The organism is Flavobacterium sp. AK-345 (genome assembly GCF_058310175.1).
In genome coordinates, this window is sequence record NZ_JBZEER010000002.1 from 518,900 (window position 1) to 540,402 (window position 21,503).

Below are 21,503 nucleotides of genomic sequence, written 5' to 3' on the forward strand. Positions count from 1 at the left end.
TCATCCTTATAAATTAATTTGAATCTCTTTATTTTTCAAGGCAATTTTATAGGCGCCTCTCACTTTTTCATAAGATAATTTTACATCCTGATCTACTCTTAAATAAGCATTTGGTGTATAGGCTGTTTTAGCGTCTAAAGTAATTGCAACAACACCCGTTTTAGTATTGTAGCTTACCTTTTTAAAAGTTCCTGCATCCAATGTCAGCCACATTTTTTTTGGTGCAATGAAAATCTTGGATTTTGCTGCTGTTGTAATAGCTACATCAACTACATCTCCTTTTTCTGTTACATTTCCTCCAAATGCTACCCAACCATATTCTTTTTCATTGGTAATAAAAGTAGCCGTATTAACCGCATACCCAAAGAAACCAGAACCATAATCTCCTGATAAATAATCGATTCTCAAAGTTTCAGGATAAGAGTGAAAAGCAGCTGATCCAAAACCATCTTCGGTAATATTGGAAATTCCGCCTAATAATCCGCCGTATCCAACTTTTAATAAATGAAAATCATCAGGTGTTTTTCTAAATTGCTCCAAAACTGGAATCGCATTTAAAGCCGAACCATAATGATGAATTTGACGCTCTACTCTGGATAATTTTCCTCCGTATAAAAAATCCCAATACCTGCGCGCGTTCCCGTTATACGCCCAGTGCGGCATTGTTGGCATATAGGCTAAAATAGCATCAAGGGTTATTTTTGCTTTATCATTATATCCAAAATAATCAGACCACATATACACTTCTTCCTGACCTGTAGAATCCCAGGGCATTTCACTTCCAAAAGGATAATTTAGTGTTCTCCAATGATCTGCTCTCACTTTCATTTTAGCTTCCATATTATTGGCCATTTCTGTATATCCTTCGGTTTTTAAATCTTTCAAAATCAATAAAAAAACCGTTCCTTCCATTTGTCCAAACTGCGCATAATAAGGTGCTAATGTTGTCATGGCAATACTGGTTTCGTAAGCACTTTTTAAATACCAGTCCCAATCGTGATTGGTAACCAAACCGTCATGATATCTTGCCAAACGATACATTGTCCAGTATGCGGCTGCAACGTGTGGATAATTATAAGATCTTCCCGGATCATCAGAACCTTTTTTGTCCCATGCAGCCCAGGTTTTATAATTAACATCTTTGTTGTATGTTCCTTCTGGCATTAGTTTGGGTTCGTAATAAAAAACACTTTTTTTAACGCCGTATTTCAATGTATCAGCGGTATTATACTGAATTCCGCCCCACAACGTTTTATCCACAAACTGCTGTAGTTTTTCTATTTCTTCTTTATTTGGTTCTACCAATTGTTTCATGACAGCGCCAAGCCAGCCTCCTGCTCCGCCTTCGTCACTTAAACCCGAAATCCAGACACGACTGTCCTGAACAACTTGTTTTTTGGTTTCATAATCATACGAGATAACCGAAGGATTTCTATGAAAAGGATCATTTTTTTCATCAAACCATTGTGCTGTTGTCAAAAAATGTCCAAAATCAGCTACTACACTGGCTTCTGATTTTATTACTTTATAATTGATTGTCTGCTCTAAACCGTCTTCGTATATAACTGTTAATCTGGCTCTTCCCCATTTTTTTCCGTGTACAGCATATTGAAAATAGCCATTTTTATTTTTTGATTTTTCCTCGATTGTCAAAGATCCTTCGGGCTCAATTTTAAAAGATTTTACTGCTTTTTTATATTTCAAAAAAAGCTGACCGTCAACATCCTGAGGTAATACATAACCCGGAACACCAACTGCTACCGGACGTTCGTTTTGAATTAAACCAGCCTGAATGTTTTCAATTTGGTCAACCAAAACAAACTTCAATGAAAAACTTTTTGTTTCTCCCGGCTGAAGCACTAATGAAGTTGGCGTATTCCATTGTTCGGCAGTTTTCCATTCGTTATCTGCATAGGCTTTACTGATTGGCATCCACTCATGAAAACCTTCAAAGACAATACTTCTTGGTGTATCATCATCCAATAAAGGACGATACGCTTCAAAAGGCATATTCGTTTCCGGAAGTACTAACAATGCGGGGCCGTGACCACTTAATCTTTTTACTTCAAGATAACCGGCATCTTTACCAATATAAGGATCAAAAAAGACGTTGTGAAGATGGGTTTCATCTAATGTTTTTCCTTCCAGAATATTATTAAAAACCATAGGAACGCCTAATGCTCCTATTTCCTGAGCTGTAGCCGATTTATTTAAAATTTCAAAACGCAATATTAAATCCCCATCTTTTTGCTCATAAAAACGTTTTATGGTTAAAGGAATATCGGCTGGCAATGTATTCGAAAGATCGGCTGCTGCCAAAACATTTCCCGAAACATTTAAAGGCGTAACTGAAGCTCTTTTTGCTGCTGTTGAATAACTTTTCCAGCTTCCATCTACTGCTTTAATTCTCAGATTAATATCTCCTAATTGATAAAGTCCGTCTTTATCACGAATCGAGAGTCGTTCTCCGGGTGTAAAATCGAAAGTTTTATCTGTAACCGGAGACAAAGCGGCAACTGTTTGAGAAGCTTTTACTAATTTAAGTTCAAAAGATTTTGTGCTCAAATTAAGAAATCCTTTGTCTATTTCAAGGGTTGATTTTTTAGCTTTTATTTTATCCCAATATTCTTGCGCCTGCAAGTTATTTACAGCAAAGGTGCAGCCAATAATTAAAGCAAATAATTTTATTTTCTTCATAATTCCTATTATTTTTTAAAGAGCTGAACAGACTTAATTCAGCTTCTTTGTTATACTTTTTACAGATAAATTTCAGCGTATTCTAATTATTTAAAATCAGTCGAAAACTTCCAATTGGTTTTATAATCTTCAGAAACAGGCAGCTCTTCGAGTAAAATCCGCAGCATTTCTACAGGCATAATATTTTCTTTTAGAACGCGGTCGTGAAATTGTTTTTCTGTCCATCCTTTGGCTAATAATTCATTTCTTAAAGCATAAAACTGCAAACCTCCTGTCATGTATGCAACCTGATACAAAGGTGCGTCTCCGCTGGCAAACGAACGTCTGACTTCGGCTTCTGCATTTGCTTTTTCGTGTCCTACTTCGTTCACTAATAAATCGATACATTGCTGCGGTGTCATTTCGCCCAAATGATATTTTAGTGAAAATATGATTCTGGCACAACGATGAATTCTCCAAAATAACATTCCTAATTTTTGTTCGGGTGTCTGCGGAAATTGCTTGTTCCAAAGATTAATTTCCCAATACAAAGCCCAGCCTTCCATCCAGAACGGCGTATCAAAAGGCTGACGATACGATTTGTAACGGCTGTTCATGAAAAACTGTAAATTGTGTCCGGGAAGCAATTCGTGCTGTACGGTTGCAAAAGAAAAATTCGGATTATTACCGCGCATGCTCATCAGTTTGTCTTTCTGATCCATATCTTCGGTTGGATAGGATATACTGATTTCCCAGCCTCCGGTAAAAAACGGATTTATTTTTTGACGTTCCGGCGTCATCATAATCATCTGCCAGGTTTCTTTTGTCAAGTCTGGCAACGTAATTAAATCTCTGTCTTCTATAAATTTTATCGATTGATTATACAAACTCGTGATTGCTTGTGGCTGTTCGCCTGCCGGAACATAAGTATCTTTAACATGTTCTAGTGCTTTTTTCCAATCGTTTCCATAACCCAATTCTGTCGAAGCTTTGATCATTTCTTTTTTGCACCATTCAAACTGACTTTGTGCCGTCGATATTAATTCTTCCGGAGAATATGGAATGTATTCAAATGCAAGACTTTTAATGATCGCATCTCTTCCAATTGGTTTTCCAATAATCCCGCTTCCATCATCTTTTACACTTGTTTTTGGATAATTGGTTTTTAGAAATTCTTCATAAACTTTAAGTTTCTCAGACAGGTTTTTACACGGTTTTTCCATCCACCAGGTAAAATCAGGATCGTAACTAAAGTAAAACTCGTAGGCTTCTTTTAAGGATCGTTGAAAAGCAGCTACTGATTTTGCGGCTTTATCGGCTGCAAACCAATCTTTAAATGGTTTTGTTTTTAATACTTCTGTTTTTTTATCGATGCTGTTTCCGGCACTATCAAATGCTTTTGCCAATTGATTGGAAACTGGTTTTTTACCTCTTCTTCTTTCCTGAATAAACAGCGAAATATCAGTTGAAAAATCCAACACTGAAGCCACTTCTTTATAGGCTTTATATTCTATCTGCAGAAAATAATCTTCTTTGCTGATCAGGTTTTTCAATAATAAATAATCGAATTTTCCGTCTTTAGATAAATTTTTGAAATCAATATTTTTTACTGTTGTGGACCAATCGGCATAAAATTTAGAAAAACGCACATAATATTCTTCCGATTCATTGTTCGAATAAAAATTTTGCAGCGCGGTTTTATCTGCCTGAAAGGTATTTACGACATCTATAAGTTCGCTGGAAAAAGAAGGCGTTATCATAAATAAAAATAGAATAAGGCTTAGAATTGTTTTTTTCATGCTCGTGGTTTGATGGTTTAGAATGTTTTTTTTGCCACGAATTACACTAATTCACACTAATTTTTGTGAATTTAATTCGTGATAATTTGTGGAATTCGTGGCGAACTTTTTTAGCTATTTCAATCTATTATTTCAACGTAACATCCAGATAAACAGAATGGCGTCCATACGTTTCATAAAACGGTTTATACGAAATTCCGCCTATAGTAAACTCTAATTTTTTCGCATCTCCGGTTATTGATTTGCTGATATCTTTTGCATCAAAAGTTACTTTACGCCAGTCTTTTCGTGGTTCTGTTTCCTGTGCTGCCAATAAAATTGGTCCATAAAACAAACTGGCTATATTTTGCTGATCCATGACAGGTTCTAAATGAAACTGAAAAGGCATACGCAATTCAATTACATCGCCGTCTTTCCATTTTTTATTCAACGTAAGATAACTTCCCGGCTGTGCTTTTACTTTTTTTTCCTCTTTTCCATTTATCTTCACAAAAAATCCTTTGGTTGCCCAATGCGGTACACGAACCTTAAGATCAAATTTACCATTTCCTTTGATTGTTAATTTGGTAAAATCTTCATTAGGAAAATCTGTTGTTTGCTCGATTGTTATGTTTTTTTCTGTCCATTTTAATGTCGAAGGCACATATAGATTTACATAAAGTGCATTGTTATCGGCACTTTTAAAATAAATTGAATTTTGGAATTTTGTATTACTTTCAATCGCTGTTCCATTGCAGCAGGTAAATCCTGTCATGTGCGCATTTCCAAATTGTTTTACTGAACCTGGTCTCAACGGCACATGGTATGTATTTGCAGGACTGTTTTCTGCTACAGAAGAAAGAATGTGATTGTAAAGACCACGCTCGTAATAATCCATTAATTCTGCACGTTGATCATAGAGAAACAAATCTCCGGTTAGTTTAAGCATGTTGTAAGTGGCACAAGTTTCATTTTGACCTCCTGATGAAAAACCGTTTTCATAAATCGTAGCGGGCTGACTGATAAAACATTCGGCATTGGCTGGATTTCTTGCTCCGGCAACTCCTCCAATACTGTACATATAATCGTTTACGGTTTTGTACCAAAAATTATCAGCAACACGGTAATAATCAGGTGTGTTTGAATCGCGATACATTTCCAGCGCTCCCATAATTTGCGGAATATGCTGATTAGCATGTAATCCTCTAAAAGTATCTACATTTTTAGCCAGTCCGTGTGTATGGTTAGCATCGCCGTAAAAGACTTTAATGTTGTCGAATAATTGTGCTACTTCCAGATAATGAGGATCTTTTGTAATTCTGTATAACCTTGCCATGGCTTCGTTCATTCCGCCAAATTCTCCTGCGATGTAGCGATTCCACATACTGATAAGCGTTTCGGTCGGTAATTTTTTCATACGGGCATACACCCAATTTCCCATTCCTTTTGCAGTTTCAAGCGCTTTTTCGTTACCGCTCACTTCGTAAACATCCATTAATCCGGCCATAATTTTATGTAAGGTGTAATAAGGTGCCCAAATTTGAGTTTTTTGTCCGCCGTAAGTTGCTCCATTTTCGAGCATAATAAATTGATCCGGAGGATAAGCACTAATAAAACCTTCTCCCCAATTCCAGTAATCGGTGCGAATGCCTTCCGGACTCAAATCTGAATCATAGTTTGTTTTTCCAGGACCAAAAGGAACTGCCGTCGGATCTGACACAAATTTACCTCCGGCTTCCTTTGGTTTTCCTGAAAGCTGTTCTAAGGCGTACAACGTATTAACCATGTACTCCATTTTATCTTTAAAATTAGCCTGAAGCGTTTTATCATAACCTGTACTTGCATATGCCTGAGCAATTGCAGTGAGGTAATGTCCTGTAGCGTGACCACGTAATTTGGTTTCCTGAGTATCCCAAACGCCAAGCGGCTCTGCTTCTTTTGGCTGTTGCTGTCCAAAAGCATTGCGAAACATATACAAGAAAGAATCCGGATCTGTCGTCGCAAGCGTTGTCAGGAACTTGTCACGATTTTCTATAAATTTTGTTTGATGTCCGTCAAGATCCGTATTTAATACAACTTGATCCAGTTTAAAAACTTCTAATTTACGTTCTGGTGTTGCAGTTTCTTTGGCTTCTTTTACGCTTACAGTGGCTTTTGGTTTTAAATCTGTTCCGGAAATGCTTCCGGTTACGGTATATTGTCCGCTTTTAAGTACATCGCTATTATCCTTCGGCGAAGGCCAAATCACTCTAACTTCCGGTCCTTCAATTCCATTAGAATAAACGCCTTTTATATAACTCGGTAATCTTGGAAGTGTACCTACAACTGTTTCCACTTTTACATCTGAAACGCTTGTCAGGAACTGATTATAAAGCTGTGGAGTTGTTGCAGCAAACTTTGGCAAATCTGCGGTTTGTTCTTCTCCAGATTCTTCTTCCTGATTTTCTTTGAGGGCATTATTGTAAATTCTGGTAATTTGTTTGTCTGTTAATGGAACTCTGTAAATTCTGAAATCGTGCAATTTTGCATTGAGATAAATATTGCTGTCTGCGAGCGATTTTCCGATGTACAGTTTATTTTTTTCTGCTGAATTATAATCGAATAATTTTGCTAAGTCCAATTCTACATTCTTGGTATCATTTACCAATAATCCATTCACGTAAGTGTTAATCGATTTGGACGGAATATTAATCACAACTGCAACATAGCTCCATTTTCCTGTTTCTAAAGCTGCCGATTTTGTTGTGTATTTTGTTCCCGTTTCAGTAATACCCTGCGTTTGAGTTCCGGCTTCATTTTCTGTTCCGGCTGGTGCAAAAAACAAATGTGAATTGGTGTTTTTTCCAAAATCAAAAAAGCGCTGGTCTTTTTGTAGAGATCTTAAGAAAATCCATCCTGAAATACTCAATGATTCTTCTCCCAACAATCCGTCGGCAGGAATAGAAACAAAAGCTTTACTGTCGGCGGGTAAAGAAAGTACGGTGCCAAATTGTTCGTCGTTTACAAATTTGGCTTTTGTATCGGAAATTTTACCGTGTAAATTATTTCGTGACCAGTCTTTTGTATCGCCATCAAAAACATAGCGGGCAATTAATCCGGTTTCTCCAATTCCGTCTAAAATCTGATCGCCGTTTTGCGCGTTCAGGTTTGTTGTGCCTAGTGCACAAAAACTCAAAATCGCACTAATAAATAACTGATATTTTTTCATCACTGCTTCTTTTTCTTATGATTACAAAATCTCTTTTTCTTTTAGAAATTCCCTATTTCGTATAAATTTCTTCCCATGTTGGAGGAATAACTCCTAACAAATGCTGTACAAAATAGTCTCTGCGTTTGCGTTCTCCAAAATCTCCTCCGGCAGAATGTCCCATTCCGGGAACGGTTACTAATTCGAAATTTTTATTGGCTTTTATCAAAGCATTTGCAAATTGCATGGTTGAAGATGGATCGACATTATCATCTAATTCTCCAAGAATTAGCATCAGGTTTCCTTTTACTTGTGCTGCATGCGTCGTATTGGAACAGGCTTCGTATTCTGGCCCAACGGGATACCCCATCCATTGTTCGTTCCACCACATTTTATCCATTCGGTTATCATGACAACCGCAAGATGATACGGCTACATCATAAAAATCTGAGTTAAAGACCAAAGCGGCTCCTGCATTTTGTCCGCCTGCCGATGTACCGTGAATTCCCACTTTATCAATATTCATATAAGGATATTTTGCGGCAGCGGCTTTCATCCAAAGTTTTCTATCAGGGAAACCGGCATCTTTTAAGTTTTTCCAGCAAACATCCTGAAAAGCTTTTGAACGATTTGAAGTTCCCATTCCGTCAATCTGAACCACAATAAATCCTAATTCTGCCAAAGAAGTCATGGCCCAATAATAAGGCTGGAAATTTTTTGGAACAAATGAATCATGAGGCCCGGCGTATATGTATTCGATAATTGGATATTTACGATTAGGATCAAAAGTAGTCGGGCGCACAATCATTCCCCAAATATCTGTTTTTCCGTCTCTGCCTTTTGCTGTAAAAACTTCAGGTGCGATCCATCCTGTTTTCTCTAATGCCGAAATATCGGCTTTTTGCATTTCGACAATTGTTTTTTGAGAGTCTACACTTTTCAGAACTGTAACTGGCGGAGCATCTACACGAGAATACTGATCTACATAAAATTTGTAATCTGGCGAAAAAGTTACTTTATGATTACCATTTTCTTTGGTTAATTTGATGAAATTTTTACCGTTAAAATCAATTCGGCAAAACTGAAGCAGATATGGATCCTGATTGCTGTCTAATCCGCTGGCAGCAAAGTAGATTTGTTTCTTTTCTTCATCAACTTTTATTACTTCTCTTACCGGCCAGTTTCCTTTGGTAATCTGATTTTTTACTTTTCCCGTAAGGGCATCATACAAATACAAGTGATTCCAGCCGTCACGTTCTGAAGCCCAAACTATTTCGTTGCTTTTTTTGCTGTTGTAACGAAATTTTTTACCGCTGTAATCTATAAAGGTTGGACTTTTTTCTTCTATGATAACTTTTACATTTCCGGTAGCTGCATTTAGTTCGAGAACACGATACAATTGATGTCCTCTTTGATTGTATTCAAAAGTAAGGCCGCTGTTGTCGTCTTTCCATTCTATTTCTGTGAGTTCATATTGCTCCGGAAATAAATCTGTGGCAACGGGAATATGTTTTTTTGAAGCCACTACAAATAACTGCGGACTTTTGAATGGTAATTGATCGCCTGGTTTTAAATAATCTCTGTTTTGCAGTTTTGGCTGAAACTGATCTGCAGGACTTGATTCTACAAAATAAATTTTATGCTCTTCTCCCGGTCTCACTTTGTAGGCCATAATCATTTTACTGTCTGGCGACCATTGCATATAAGACGAATAATAAAACCCTTTTGAGCCATCATAACTTAATTGGGTTTCTGCTTTTGTTTTTTTGTTTTGTATGTATAAATTATAATTTTTTATGAATGCAATATGCAGGGAATCCGGAGAGCCTACGGGTTTATTTCCGAACTCATCAAAATTTCCGCCCCAGTATTCATTTTTGTTTAATGGCAGTTTATAACCACTTACTTTTGTTAGTTCGTATGTTTGTAAATTACAAGAAAGTTTAAGTGTATCTGTTGTAAAAACCAGTTTTTCAAGCATTTTATCAAATTCTAAATTTTCAATTGGAAGATCTTTTGCAGTAACTTCTTTACCCGAAAATTTAGATAAGGATTGTGCTAATTTTGTATGGTCAAACGCCTGAGATTGCTTTTGCTGTTTGGTGTTTACCAAAAGAAATTCTTTTCCTTTTTGCAGGTTATTGCTATACCATACATAATCATTTCCAATCCAATGAAATTCTTTAGGCGTATTAATCACTTTATTCTTAAATAAAGAATCTACGGCATTTGCTTTCTTATACTCTTTCAAAGTTCCCTGAGCGTGAGCAAACAAACACCATGAAAGTGTTAAAAACACACTTATTTTTTTGTTAGTTGTCTTCATAATTTAAATATTAATAAAAATATATATTATTTATTGACGGTTATGGGTTAATATTAACAGATAGTAATATTATATTACCCATCAGAAGAAAGATATAAGCAAAATCAGTTATTAAATGCATATTACAAGTATTCAATATTGCAGAGACACAGTAGTGTCTACAACAGGTTGTCGATATGCAATGTCTAAGACGCACTGCTGTGCGTCTCTACATTATATTTTGGAATTCGATAGACTTAAGAGGTTTTAATTAGAGGTTTTTTCTTTAATTGAATAATAAATTGGAATTCCCAGCAGCATTATAAAAACGCCCCAGCCACAAGTTGAAAATTTGGTAAACAATAAGGAAATGCAAACTGCCGAAGCCACTATAATATAGAATATTGGCAAAAAAGGATATCCTATTGCTTTATATGGACGAACGGCATCGGGCATTTTTTTACGAAGGCGTATGATTCCGTAAATCGTTAGAATGTAGAAAATCAACACGATGATGATTACAAAATCCAGCAAATCACCATATTTGCCTGTAAGGCATAATACTGAAGCCCAAATACATTGTGCCCATAATGCCCAGGCGGGAACACTTGAATGGTTTAATACGGCTGCTTTTTTAAAGAACAAGCCATCATTGGCCATTGTATAATAAACTCTGGCTCCGGCCATAATCAATCCGTTATTACAGGCAAAAGTCGAGATCATAATCATTAATGCGATAATAAGAGTTCCGATATCTCCAAAAATATAATCACACGCTACTACTGCTACCCGATCTGATTTTGCGCCGGCTATTTCGTTTAACGGAATTACGGCCACATACATCAAATTGGTCAATACATAAATTATGGTTACAATTAAAGTTCCCAGAAACATGCTTAATCCCACATTTCTTTTCGGATTTTTAATTTCTCCTGCAATAAAAGTTACACCAGTCCAGGAATCACTGGAAAATAAGGTTCCAACCATTGCAGCAGAAATTCCCGAAATTAAAGCTGTTGTACCAATTGGCATCCAGGATCCGTTTTCGGTATTGAAAGAATGTGGTGTCCAGGCATCTGTCCAGTTCTCATTCCAAATAGAAGCTTTAGCTGCTAATGTAAATCCGAAAATGATTAATCCAGAAATGGATACTATTTTTATAATGGTTAAAATGGTTTGTAAAATCTTGCTATTTTTTACACCACGTGTGTTCAGATAGGTAAGAAAAACAATGGTTATAATAGAAACAATTTGTGCTACATTGAGCTTAAAACTGCCCATTTCATAAAGGATACTTTCGTCACTGACAGCAGGAATTATGTAGGCCGCAAATTTTGAAAATGCTACTCCAACTGCTGCAATTGTTCCGGTTTGGATAACGGCAAAAAAACTCCAGCCGTACAAAAAGGCAATCAATTTATTATAAGCTTCTTTTAGATACACATATTGTCCGCCTGCATTGGGAAACATGGCGCTTAATTCTGCGTAGCTTACTGCAGCAATCATCGTTATGATTCCTGAAATAAGCCATATCAAAATAAGCCATCCTGTTGATCCTACTTGTCGGGCAATATCGGCACTTACAATAAATATTCCGGAACCTATCATGGAACCTACCACAAGCATGGTTCCGTCGAGAAGTCCGAGTTCTTTTTTAAATTCTTCCTGATTATTATCTGTCATTTTGGGTTTGTTTTTTGGTTGTTTTTTGTTAGGTATGCGAAAAGGTTGTATTGAATCTAAATTGAGTTAGGATTTAGATTTTCAGATGATCAGTCTGAATGTTTATGCTATAATATTTCAATTTTAAAGCTCCGGCGGAGCAAGATATTTATAGTTGAATTTTAGATTATTTTATATGAGCTCCAGCGGAGCGATATATGCGTTTTACGGAAAAATATTTCACCCCGATGGGGTTCAACAAAATGAACGTATTATTTTCTATACATATTTCGCCCTTTCAGGGCTTGTAAAGATCATTGTCCAGCGTGCTCGGGCGGAACGGAATATTTACGGCAATCCATATATTTCAACATTAGAACTCCAGCGGAGCGACACATTCTTTTTTCTATAAATATTACGCCCTTTCAAGGCTAGCAACCTACATGTTTTGTTCTAAATAAAAAATTCAGCTTCAATCTTTAAAAAATTGAAGCTGAATTTTAGAATTGAAACATTTGGGTGTCTACAGAAGTTTTCTTTTCAGAAATAATCTCTGCTACTATTTTTCCTGTTGCAGGGGCAAGACTTAATCCCATCATGGCGTGGCCTGTAACCAAAGTTAAGTTTTTAAGTTTTTTATCTCTGGCTATTATTGGCATTCCGGAAGGCGTGCAAGGCCTGAATCCAAACCAGGTTTCTTCTTCTTTCGGCATTTCGATTTTTAGATCGGGGTAAAAATCATTGATGGAATTAACGATTCCCTGAAGTCTGTTTTGATTAATTTTGGTGTCATTGGTGTGCGTAATTTCCATTGTTCCTCCAAAACGTATATCATTGTTCATGGGAGTTACGGCTACTTTTCCTTCACATAAAATACTTGGGATAGATGGTTTATGGTTTTGATCTTTTAATGTAAAACTGTACCCTTTTCCCGGCAAAATCGAAATATTGATATTGAGTTTTTTAGCGATATGCGGACTCCATGATCCTGTTGCCAAAACTACTTCGTCTGTTGTAAAATTACCTTTGTCGGTTATAATTTCGGCAATGGTGTTGTTCTTTAACACAAAATCACTAACTGTAGTCAAAGGTTGAATTTTTACATTGAGCTGTTTTAATTCGTCTTTTATAAACTGCATGAATTTTTGCGGATAAACATGTGCATCGCTTTTATAATGTACACCGCCAATTACATTTGTGGCTGTTCCTTTTTCTAATTTTGTAACTTCTTCTTTGGAAAGAAAATCAACTTCTAAACCTAATGCTTCTGCCAGTTTTCCTTCATGATAAATTTCTTCTGCTGTTTTTTCGGTTTTATAAAGCATTAACAGCCCTTTTTCTTCATAAAAAAAAGAGTTGTTTTGTCTGGCAAGATCCTGATATAATTCTTTGCTTAAAAGTGATAAATCGCAAAGTGCCGGCATTGCTCTCTCGACATGATTTAAATTGGCGTGTTTGTAAAATTGCAATCCCCATTTCATTAAATCCATATTTAATCTGGGTTTTACATAAAACGGACTATGACTGTCAAACATCCATTTTATTCCCTGAGCAATCATACCCGGCTGTGCCAGTGGGATAATATGCGAAGGAACGATCATTCCTGCATTTCCGTAAGAACAGCCATCATTCATATCTGATTTATCAAAAACAACTACTTCATAACCTTCTTTGGCTAAATAATAAGCTGAACACAAGCCTATTATCCCTCCACCAATTATACTTACTTTTTTCATTAGTCTTATAAATTTAAAAATTCATTGGCCTCGAAAGTTATCTGCAAACCAATGAATTTTTTATATTATTATTTTCTTTTAAATCACCTGAAAACCAAACGCGTACGGATCATCATCTTCGTCAATAATGATATTGTTATAACCGTAAACCTTTGCCCAGCCCTGAATACTTGGTACTATGGCTTTGATATCTCCTATAGAAGTTTCTTCTTCTACTCTGCCAATAAATTTGCTTCCAATAAAGCTTTCATGAATATAATCTTCTCCTTTTTTAAGTTTTCCTTTTGCGTGAAGTTGTGCAATTCTGGCCGAAGTTCCGGTTCCGCAGGGAGAACGGTCGATTGCTTTATCTCCATAAAAAACTGCATTTCTGCCTGATGAAGCCGGGTCGATGGGATCGCCTGTCCACAGCATATGGCTTACATCCCGAATTGTATCGTTTTCAGGATGAATGAAAAGATTTGGGTATTTCTCATTAATTCTTTTGCGCACTTCCTGACTGTATTGCACAATTTTTCCTGCTGTAAAATCCTGAACTCCTGAAAAATTCTCTTGCGGGTCGACAATGGCGTAATAATTTCCACCGTAAGCGACATCAAAAACAATTTCTCCCAATTCGGGACAATCTACCGTAAGTCCTTCAGCGGCCAGATATGATTTTACATTGGTCAAACGCACCCAATCTACTTTTTTACCGGTCTGCTGATATTCAATCTGAACCAAACCTGCAGGTGCTTCCATTTTAATTTTTCCCGGAATTTTAGGAATTACCAAACCTTCTTCAATGGCAATAGTGATCGTTCCGATAGTTCCGTGGCCGCACATGGGCAGACATCCTGAAGTTTCAATAAATAAGATTCCAAAATCATTTTCGGGATTGCTTGGCGGATACAATATACTGCCGCTCATCATGTCATGACCACGGGGTTCGAACATAAGTCCTTTGCGAATCCAGTCAAATTCTTTTAGAAAATGCTGGCGTTTTTCACTCATATTCGCTCCAATCAAATTTGGACCACCACCAGCAACAACTCTTACTGGATTTCCACAAGTATGTGCATCTACACAAAAAAAGGTTTTTCTAGGCATATATTAAATAGGATTGTGGGTTACTATGTCGTTTACTATTCTATTAATTCCTAACGGATTGATATCCTGAAGCGCGACTGGCAATAGTTGATTTGGCCAATCCTGAAAAGTTACCGGACGTACCCATCTTTTAACCGCTGTTAATCCAACTGATGTAAATTTGGAGTCTGAGCTTGCCGGAAAAGGTCCTCCGTGTGTCATTCCTGAACAAACCTCAACACCTGTCGGAACATTATTAAAAATTAATCGGCCTACTTTATTTTTAAGGTTTTCAATTACTTCTTTGAAATCTTCCCATTCGTTTAAATCAGCATTTAAAACTGTGCCGGTCAGTTGCCCTTCTAAATCAAGAATAATTGCATTAAGCTGCTCAATATTATCACATTTAACTACAACAGAAAATGGCCCGAAAACTTCCTTATGAAATGTTTTGTTTTTTAAGAAGATATCGCCATCAACCGTAATAACATTTTGCAATGCATAATTTGGTTTTACACTTCTCTCTAAATTGGTCTGCTGCGTATATCCTTCTTCTCCAAGCACTTCTGATTTTAGACGCTCATATTGTGCTTTTATGTTAGGATGCAGCATGCAAGTTGGCTCTAATTTATCGATCTCTAAAGCTAAAATAGTAATAAAATAGTCCAATTCGTTGCTTTTTATTCCTAAAATAAGTCCCGGATTTGTGCAAAACTGACCCGTTCCTGCCACAATAGATGCGGCATAATTTTGAGCCCATTTTTCGGCATCGGTTTTCAAAGCAGAGGGTAAAATGAGTACCGGATTGATACTTCCCATTTCTGCATAAACAGGAATTGGAACAGGTCTGTTGGCAGCAATTTTACAAAGTGCCGTACCTGCTTTTATACTTCCTGTAAATCCTACTGCTTTTATGGAAGGATGTTCTACCAAAGCTGTTCCTACTTCTATACCGCTGCTATTAAGATTGGAAAAAACACCGTTGGGCATTCCGGTTCTTTGGGCTGCTTTAATAACTGCAGAAGCTACTAATTCTCCTGTTCCCGCATGAAGCGGATGCGATTTAACCACTACAGGGCAACCGGCTGCCAAAGCGCTTGCAGTATCACCGCCTGCAGTAGAAAAAGCAAGTGGAAAATTACTGGCTCCAAAAATAGCGACAGGTCCTAGCGGAATCTGCAATCTTCTAATATCTGGTTTTCCTTCGGTTTTATTAATAATCGCTTCTACCCAGGAACCTTCTCTCAACATAGCCGAAAATGCTCTTAGCTGTCCGGTTGTTCTGGCTCGCTCGCCGTTGGCTCTTCCGGCCGGAAGACCGGATTCCTGACTATAAGTGGTTAATAAATCCTCGCCAAGTGCTTCAATTTCTTCTGCGATAGCTTCGAGAAAATCGGCTTTTTTTGCATCTTCAATTACACCGTATGTTTTAAAAGCTTCTTCGGCTAATGCTACAGCTTTGGAAATTTCATCTGCGGCAGCTTCGTAGAAAACAGTGTCATTTTCAGAATTTAATTCCGGATTTACGGTTTTGTATGTCGTTTTACCTTTTGCGGAAAGCACGTCTCCAATATAATTTTTACCTGTAGTCATCGCTTTCTATTAAAATTAAATTAAATGTTTTTGTAGGCTGGCAAAACCGGTCTGTTTTTCATGGCAACATCAATGATCGCCAAGACACGTTCTCTTTCTGCTCCTTGTAACGGCAATCTTGGTGCTCTTACATTTTCGGTTCCAAGTCCTGTGGCTACTTCTGCCAGTTTGATATTTTGTACCAATTGCGGAGAGATATCCAGTTCAAGCAATGGCATAAACCATCTGTAAATAGCTAAAGCTTCTTCTACTTTTCCGGCTTTTACCAATTTGTAAATGGCAACGGTTTCTGCCGGATATGCCACTACTAAACCGGCAACCCATCCATCGGCTCCTGCCACTAAACTCTCAAGTGCCAAAGTATCGACACCGCAAAGCACTTTTAAGCGATTTCCAAAACGGTTCCTGATTCTCGTTACATTACTAATATCACGAGTGGACTCTTTTACCGCCTGAATATTATCTAATTTTAAAAGTTCTTCAAACATATCCAGTGTTACCTCAATTTTATAATCGACAGGATTATTGTAAATCATGATAGGCAATGATGTGCTTTTTGCAATTTCTTTAAAATAAACCACCGTTTCGTAATCTGTTGCTTTATATCGCATTGGAGGCAGTAACATTAAACCATTTACCCCAAGTTCTTCTGCACGTTTTGCCAAAGTTATTGCCTCACTTGTAGTTTGCTCGGCAATGTTTACGATAACCGGAATTTTTCCGTCGGCGAATTTTAAAGTAGCCGTTATTAAAACCTCTTTTTCTTCCTTAGTCAATGTACTGGCTTCTCCAAGAGTACCCCCAAGTATAATTCCATTAACACCGGCGTCAATTTGTGCCTTAATATTCTTCTCGAACATTACGAGATCTAACTCACCTTTTGCTGTAAACTTTGTTGTTACAGCTGGCATTACGCCTTCCCATTTTATTTTCATATTCTTAATTTTTATCAAAAATAAAGCTTAAACAAAATAGCTCCTTTGTCATTATTAGCCTTTATCAATACTATATTACCATATCTGTTGGATAATCTGTTTTTTTTGTTAATATTTACATATCTAAAAACATTACGTTGAAAATCTTACCTTTTAAAATACCTAAAACCGAACGGGAAGCGCTGATATATCAGGAAGATATTGAACGTGTTTTCTATGACCAGCTGCATCAGCATGAAGAAATTCAGATCAGTTATATTATGAAAGGTTCCGGTTCACTAATTGTTGCAGATTCTATTAACGATTATAAAGAAGAGGATATTTTGGTCATTGGCGAGAATGTACCGCATGTTTTTAGAAGTAATGTTGAAGCCAGTCCGGAGTCTGTAATGCTCACTTTATTTTTTACCAAAACTTCCTTTGGAAAAGATTTTTTCAGCCTGAATGATATGAGTGGTCTCGACGATTTTTTTAAGGAATCTGAATATGGGATGAAAATCTTATCGAACCAAAAGAAAATAATTCATCATTTTACCAAACTTAAAAAACAAAATAAAATACAGCGAATTGCTTCTTTTCTTAAAATTATTAACATCATTATCGGTTCAGAAAAAACACCACTTTCTTCTTTTGTTTACAAGAAAAAATATACTGATGATGAAGGTAGAAGAATGAGCGCCGTTTTTGAATATGCGATTGAATTTTACCATCAAAATATTACTCTTGATGAAGTGGCAGAAAAAGCCAATATGAGTAAAAATGCTTTTTGCCGTTATTTTAAAAAGCGCACCAATAAAACTTTTTTTCAGTTTTTGATTGAAATCAGAATTGAAAATGCCTGTAAATTATTGCATCATAAAAAAGACCTTTCGATTGCCTCGATATCTGAGCTTTGCGGTTTTCAGGATATTGCCAATTTCAACAGAAAATTTAAGGAGTTAAAAGGAATTTCGCCTTCGCATTATCGTGCACATTTTTGATTGTTATTTTTTGCAATTGATTTAATGCAGAGAAAATGTTATCATGTTATAGAAATATAAAATTGATCATGATTCGTTTCCCGCGGTTGAAACCACGGGCTATGTCGGAATATTTTTGTCGCCCCTATTTCTATTCTCCGGAAAGGTTTTGGAAATCTGTCGGGTTTGATTATGCCTAAAAACCTTTGTCAAAGTTTAAAGCTTTGACAAAGGTTACACAAAATTAGCTCCGTTTTTTATGTCATTACAAACAAGGGCTTACAATGATTTTGGTTATTTGTATTACAATTTAAATATCGATTTCCTGATTTGTAATTCTAATGCTGAAGCTTGCGGTAATTCTTTTATTTCAAAATTTATTTCTACTAAATCATTATTTTTTGCATCAGAATTTATCGGACTTAAATTGATTTGAAGGCCTGCGTATTTTAAGTATTTTTTATAATCGATTTCATTTACGGTATCAACATAAGATTTTATTTCGGCTAAAGATTTTCCCGCGATTTGCTCAGATGCCTCCCAGAATTCGGGTTCTGTAAATCCTCTTCCTTTTTTTTCATAATATTCATTGTATAAAAAACGCATCACATCGTCTAATGATTTTTGATTTTGTGTGTTGTTTCTAATTTCCAAATCTAATAAAAGGCCAATTACTGGTCCTTTGTTGTAATATGATATTGTAGTTTGTTTTGCATTTGCTTCATTATTAAAAAAGTTCAGCCAAATATCAAAACTTGATCTTGATAGCGACATGTGTCTGCTTCCTTCAATGTTTTCATATCTTTTTATGGATTCTGTAATATATTTTAAGGCTTCTCTTCCGTCCAGTAATCCGGCATTGATCATAATGATGTATTCGTAATACACCGTAAATCCTTCTGAAACCCATAACATAGAAGTGTAATTTTCTTTATTATAGTCGAAAGGGCCTAATTCTATTGGGCGAATTGCTTTGACATTGTAAAGATGAAAATATTCATGGGTTACAAAATTCAAAAAATCGGTGTATTGTTCAGCAGATTTAAAGTCGAAAGTTCCGTTGGTAAAAATGGCCTGAGAATTCCAATGTTCCAGTCCGCCGCCGCCGGCTTCCATCATAACATAAGTGTAATGGTCATAGGGAACTTTCTTCATGATTGCCGTTGTTGCTGTCATTATTTTTTTAAGATCTGAGGTAAATTTTTCTTCATTTAATCCTTCCGGAGTTGCAATACCCAATGAATAGGATTTTCCTTCATGCTCAAAATTGATTACTTTCTGATTTCCCAAATAAATAGGGCTATCATAAAAAACATCGATGTTTTTGGCTGTAAAAGTGAAGCTGTCCGGAGTGACTGGTTTTAATCCTGTTGAGATTTTTTTCCAATTTTTATAAGGATTAATCGTTAGTGTTACCAGATTGTTGAGTGCATTTTCTACATGCATAAAAATAGTGTTGGGCATTAAAAACGCTTTTTCTGCATCAACATACGATTCTGCAACCGATTTTTTATTGGCAAAAACCCTGTATTTTACTTGTATTTTGGCTTTTTTACCATTTTCTACAACCCAGCAATTTTTAGATTTTTTAGTCCATTTTATTTTGTTTCCATCAGAATCTGTCACATCAAAATCTACAATATATCTTGGTGTGTCCAAAATCAAATAATAACCCGGAGTCCAAACCGGAAGTATCAAATTTGTTTGCGAAGCCAGAAGCTCATCAAAATTCAAAGTCACTTCAACATAATGAGATTCCGGTTCCTGAAAAGCAACCGAATAGTTCATTTTTATGGTTGAATTAGCACTTTTGTTTTTTGTCTGACCATAAATTATCACTTGAAAAAAGATCAGAAAAAAGCATATTTTTAAGATTTCTATTTTATTTTTCATATCAACATCATTTAAAATGAAAAGCCATTCCTGGGGAGGAATAGCTTTTCACACACTTATAAATTACAAGTAACCAACCTGCAAAAATTTTATATTTAAATCTAGTATCCCGGATTTTGCTTTAAATTGCCATTCTTAGCCATTTCTGACTGTGGTATTGGAAAAATAGCTCTAAATTCTTCACTGGCATCTCCTTTTTTCGAAAGCCATGATTTTTTTGAATATACACCAAATCGTATTAAATCTTGTCTTCTATGTGCTTCGCCAACAAATTCCCAGGCTAATTCATCAAGGAAACCACCATACAGAATATCTGCACCTCCTTCATAATTTGTAATCACTCCAGCCTCATAAGTTCCGTATTTATAAACACTGCCACCTAAAAGTTTTTCTCCTGTTACTGTTGCTTTGGCAGGATTGGTATTTTTAAAATTTCTTTGTCTAACTTCAGTAACAATAGCTGCGGCTCCTCCGGCATCACCTTTTCTTAATAAACATTCTGCTTTGATCATCATAGCATCTGCTAATCTGTAAAAAGGAACATCATTACTTGCTTGTCCTACAACACCTGGGCCAATTTCATATTTAACCATTCTAAAACATTCATTAGGCTCGGCACCATCAACATTAGTTATATAATTAATATATTCAAATTGTGTTACTTTGTCATCCAACATTATTGGGTCTCCTTGACTGGTAAATTGTTTACCTCCTAACCAGCAGTCTTTTAATCTTTGGTCATCCGGATCATACGTATCTATAAATTGTGGGATTCCACCAGTTCCATTCCAGGGACCTCCCGCCAAATCAAAAGTCGCCTGACTTGCAGCCGCCAATGTTCTGTAGGGCCAGCTTGTTCCCGGAGCTTTCACCTGATCAAAAGGAATCGATAATATTTGTTCTTTAGAAAGTTCATTTTTAATGATGAAATTGTCCCGATAATTAGGTGTCAATTGAAACCCGCCATTATCTATAACATCATTAACCTGAGCCAAAGCTTCATCCCATTTTGGTGTACCTAAATAAACGCCCGAATTTAAATACAATTTTGCCAAAGTCATTTTAACAGCCCACTGATTAATTTTACCATAAGTCTCAGAATTATTCTTATTGCTTAAATAAGGTAAAGCTGTTTTTAATTCGCTTTCTACAAAATCATATACTTCTTTCCCTGTATTTTGAACAGGTAAATAACCCGGAGGATTGATATAAGAAGTTACAATGGGTACATTTCTAAAATTATCTAATAATAAATAATAATAAATGGCTCTTAACGCTTTTAATTCCTGAATGATATTTTCTTTGTTTTCAATACCTTCTAATTCCTCTATTTGGTATATCGCCCTATTGACTTTATTTACTCCGGTATACATATAATACCAATTACCCTCTGCCATTGGAAGTGCAGTTCCCCAGGTATGTTTATGCATTGTGATGTAATAATCACCCCAGCCAATACCGTTTCTTTGAGGTGTTACCATTAGATCTGATGAGTCTTCATACAAGTTATAAATAGCATCCCAATCTGCGTAAATTTGTCTGAATGAGTTGTAGGCCGGTGCAATAATACTCGATAAATCTTCTGCGGTTAATTTAGTATCCTCTGCACTTACCTGATCATAAACGGTCTCATCCAGATTTGTACATCCTGCTCCTGAAAGAAGCAAGCCGGAAATAAGAATTTTATATACTATATTTTTCATTTTGATTT

12 protein-coding genes are annotated in these 21,503 nt (G+C 36.2%); 1 reads left to right on the forward strand and 11 read right to left on the reverse strand.

All coding sequences use genetic code 11. The features are described from left to right. Positions 1-6: 6 nt before the first annotated feature. The 9 genes from AC4FQ3_RS06450 to AC4FQ3_RS06490 form a co-directional block, all read right to left on the reverse strand. Positions 7-2,697 (reverse strand): DUF5695 domain-containing protein, encoded by a 2,691-nt coding sequence (locus AC4FQ3_RS06450; protein WP_491181303.1) that lies wholly within the window; start codon positions 2,695-2,697, stop codon positions 7-9. 86 nt (positions 2,698-2,783) lie between these two features. Beyond that, entirely contained in the window at positions 2,784-4,475 is a 1,692-nt protein-coding gene (locus AC4FQ3_RS06455; protein WP_491181304.1) for a DUF885 family protein, read from the reverse strand. 127 nt (positions 4,476-4,602) lie between these two features. Continuing rightward, entirely contained in the window at positions 4,603-7,662 is a 3,060-nt protein-coding gene (locus tag AC4FQ3_RS06460) for a beta-L-arabinofuranosidase domain-containing protein (protein ID WP_491181305.1), read from the reverse strand. Positions 7,663-7,714: 52 nt separating this feature from the next. Continuing rightward, positions 7,715-9,967, reverse strand: coding sequence for a S9 family peptidase (locus tag AC4FQ3_RS06465; protein WP_491181306.1), 2,253 nt, complete (start codon positions 9,965-9,967; stop codon positions 7,715-7,717). Positions 9,968-10,213: 246 nt separating this feature from the next. Next, positions 10,214-11,629, reverse strand: a complete 1,416-nt coding sequence (locus tag AC4FQ3_RS06470; protein ID WP_491181307.1) for an APC family permease — start codon at positions 11,627-11,629, stop codon at positions 10,214-10,216. A 479-nt stretch (positions 11,630-12,108) separates the two neighbouring features. Next, positions 12,109-13,344 carry an NAD(P)/FAD-dependent oxidoreductase gene (locus tag AC4FQ3_RS06475; protein ID WP_491181308.1) on the reverse strand — a complete coding sequence of 412 codons (1,236 nt, stop codon included), beginning with the start codon at positions 13,342-13,344 and terminating at the stop codon, positions 12,109-12,111. A 78-nt stretch (positions 13,345-13,422) separates the two neighbouring features. Next, positions 13,423-14,433 (reverse strand): 4-hydroxyproline epimerase, encoded by a 1,011-nt coding sequence (locus tag AC4FQ3_RS06480; RefSeq protein WP_491181309.1) that lies wholly within the window; start codon positions 14,431-14,433, stop codon positions 13,423-13,425. Between the two features lie 3 nt (positions 14,434-14,436). Then, entirely contained in the window at positions 14,437-16,005 is a 1,569-nt protein-coding gene (locus AC4FQ3_RS06485) for an aldehyde dehydrogenase (NADP(+)) (protein WP_491181310.1), read from the reverse strand. A gap of 20 nt (positions 16,006-16,025) precedes the next feature. Beyond that, entirely contained in the window at positions 16,026-16,940 is a 915-nt protein-coding gene (locus AC4FQ3_RS06490; RefSeq protein ID WP_491181311.1) for a dihydrodipicolinate synthase family protein, read from the reverse strand. A gap of 137 nt (positions 16,941-17,077) precedes the next feature. Between AC4FQ3_RS06490 and AC4FQ3_RS06495 the strand changes: the two genes are divergently transcribed. Beyond that, positions 17,078-17,920: an AraC family transcriptional regulator gene (locus AC4FQ3_RS06495; protein WP_491181312.1), complete on the forward strand. Its 843-nt coding sequence runs from the start codon at positions 17,078-17,080 to the stop codon at positions 17,918-17,920. Between the two features lie 282 nt (positions 17,921-18,202). Here AC4FQ3_RS06495 and AC4FQ3_RS06500 read toward each other — a convergent pair whose 3' ends face one another. Both AC4FQ3_RS06500 and AC4FQ3_RS06505 read right to left on the reverse strand, forming a co-directional pair. Then, positions 18,203-19,792: a M61 family metallopeptidase gene (locus AC4FQ3_RS06500; RefSeq protein WP_491181313.1), complete on the reverse strand. Its 1,590-nt coding sequence runs from the start codon at positions 19,790-19,792 to the stop codon at positions 18,203-18,205. Between the two features lie 101 nt (positions 19,793-19,893). Continuing rightward, a complete protein-coding gene (locus AC4FQ3_RS06505) occupies positions 19,894-21,495 on the reverse strand; it encodes a RagB/SusD family nutrient uptake outer membrane protein (RefSeq protein ID WP_491181314.1) in 1,602 nt (533 codons plus the stop codon). Positions 21,496-21,503 lie beyond the last annotated feature (8 nt).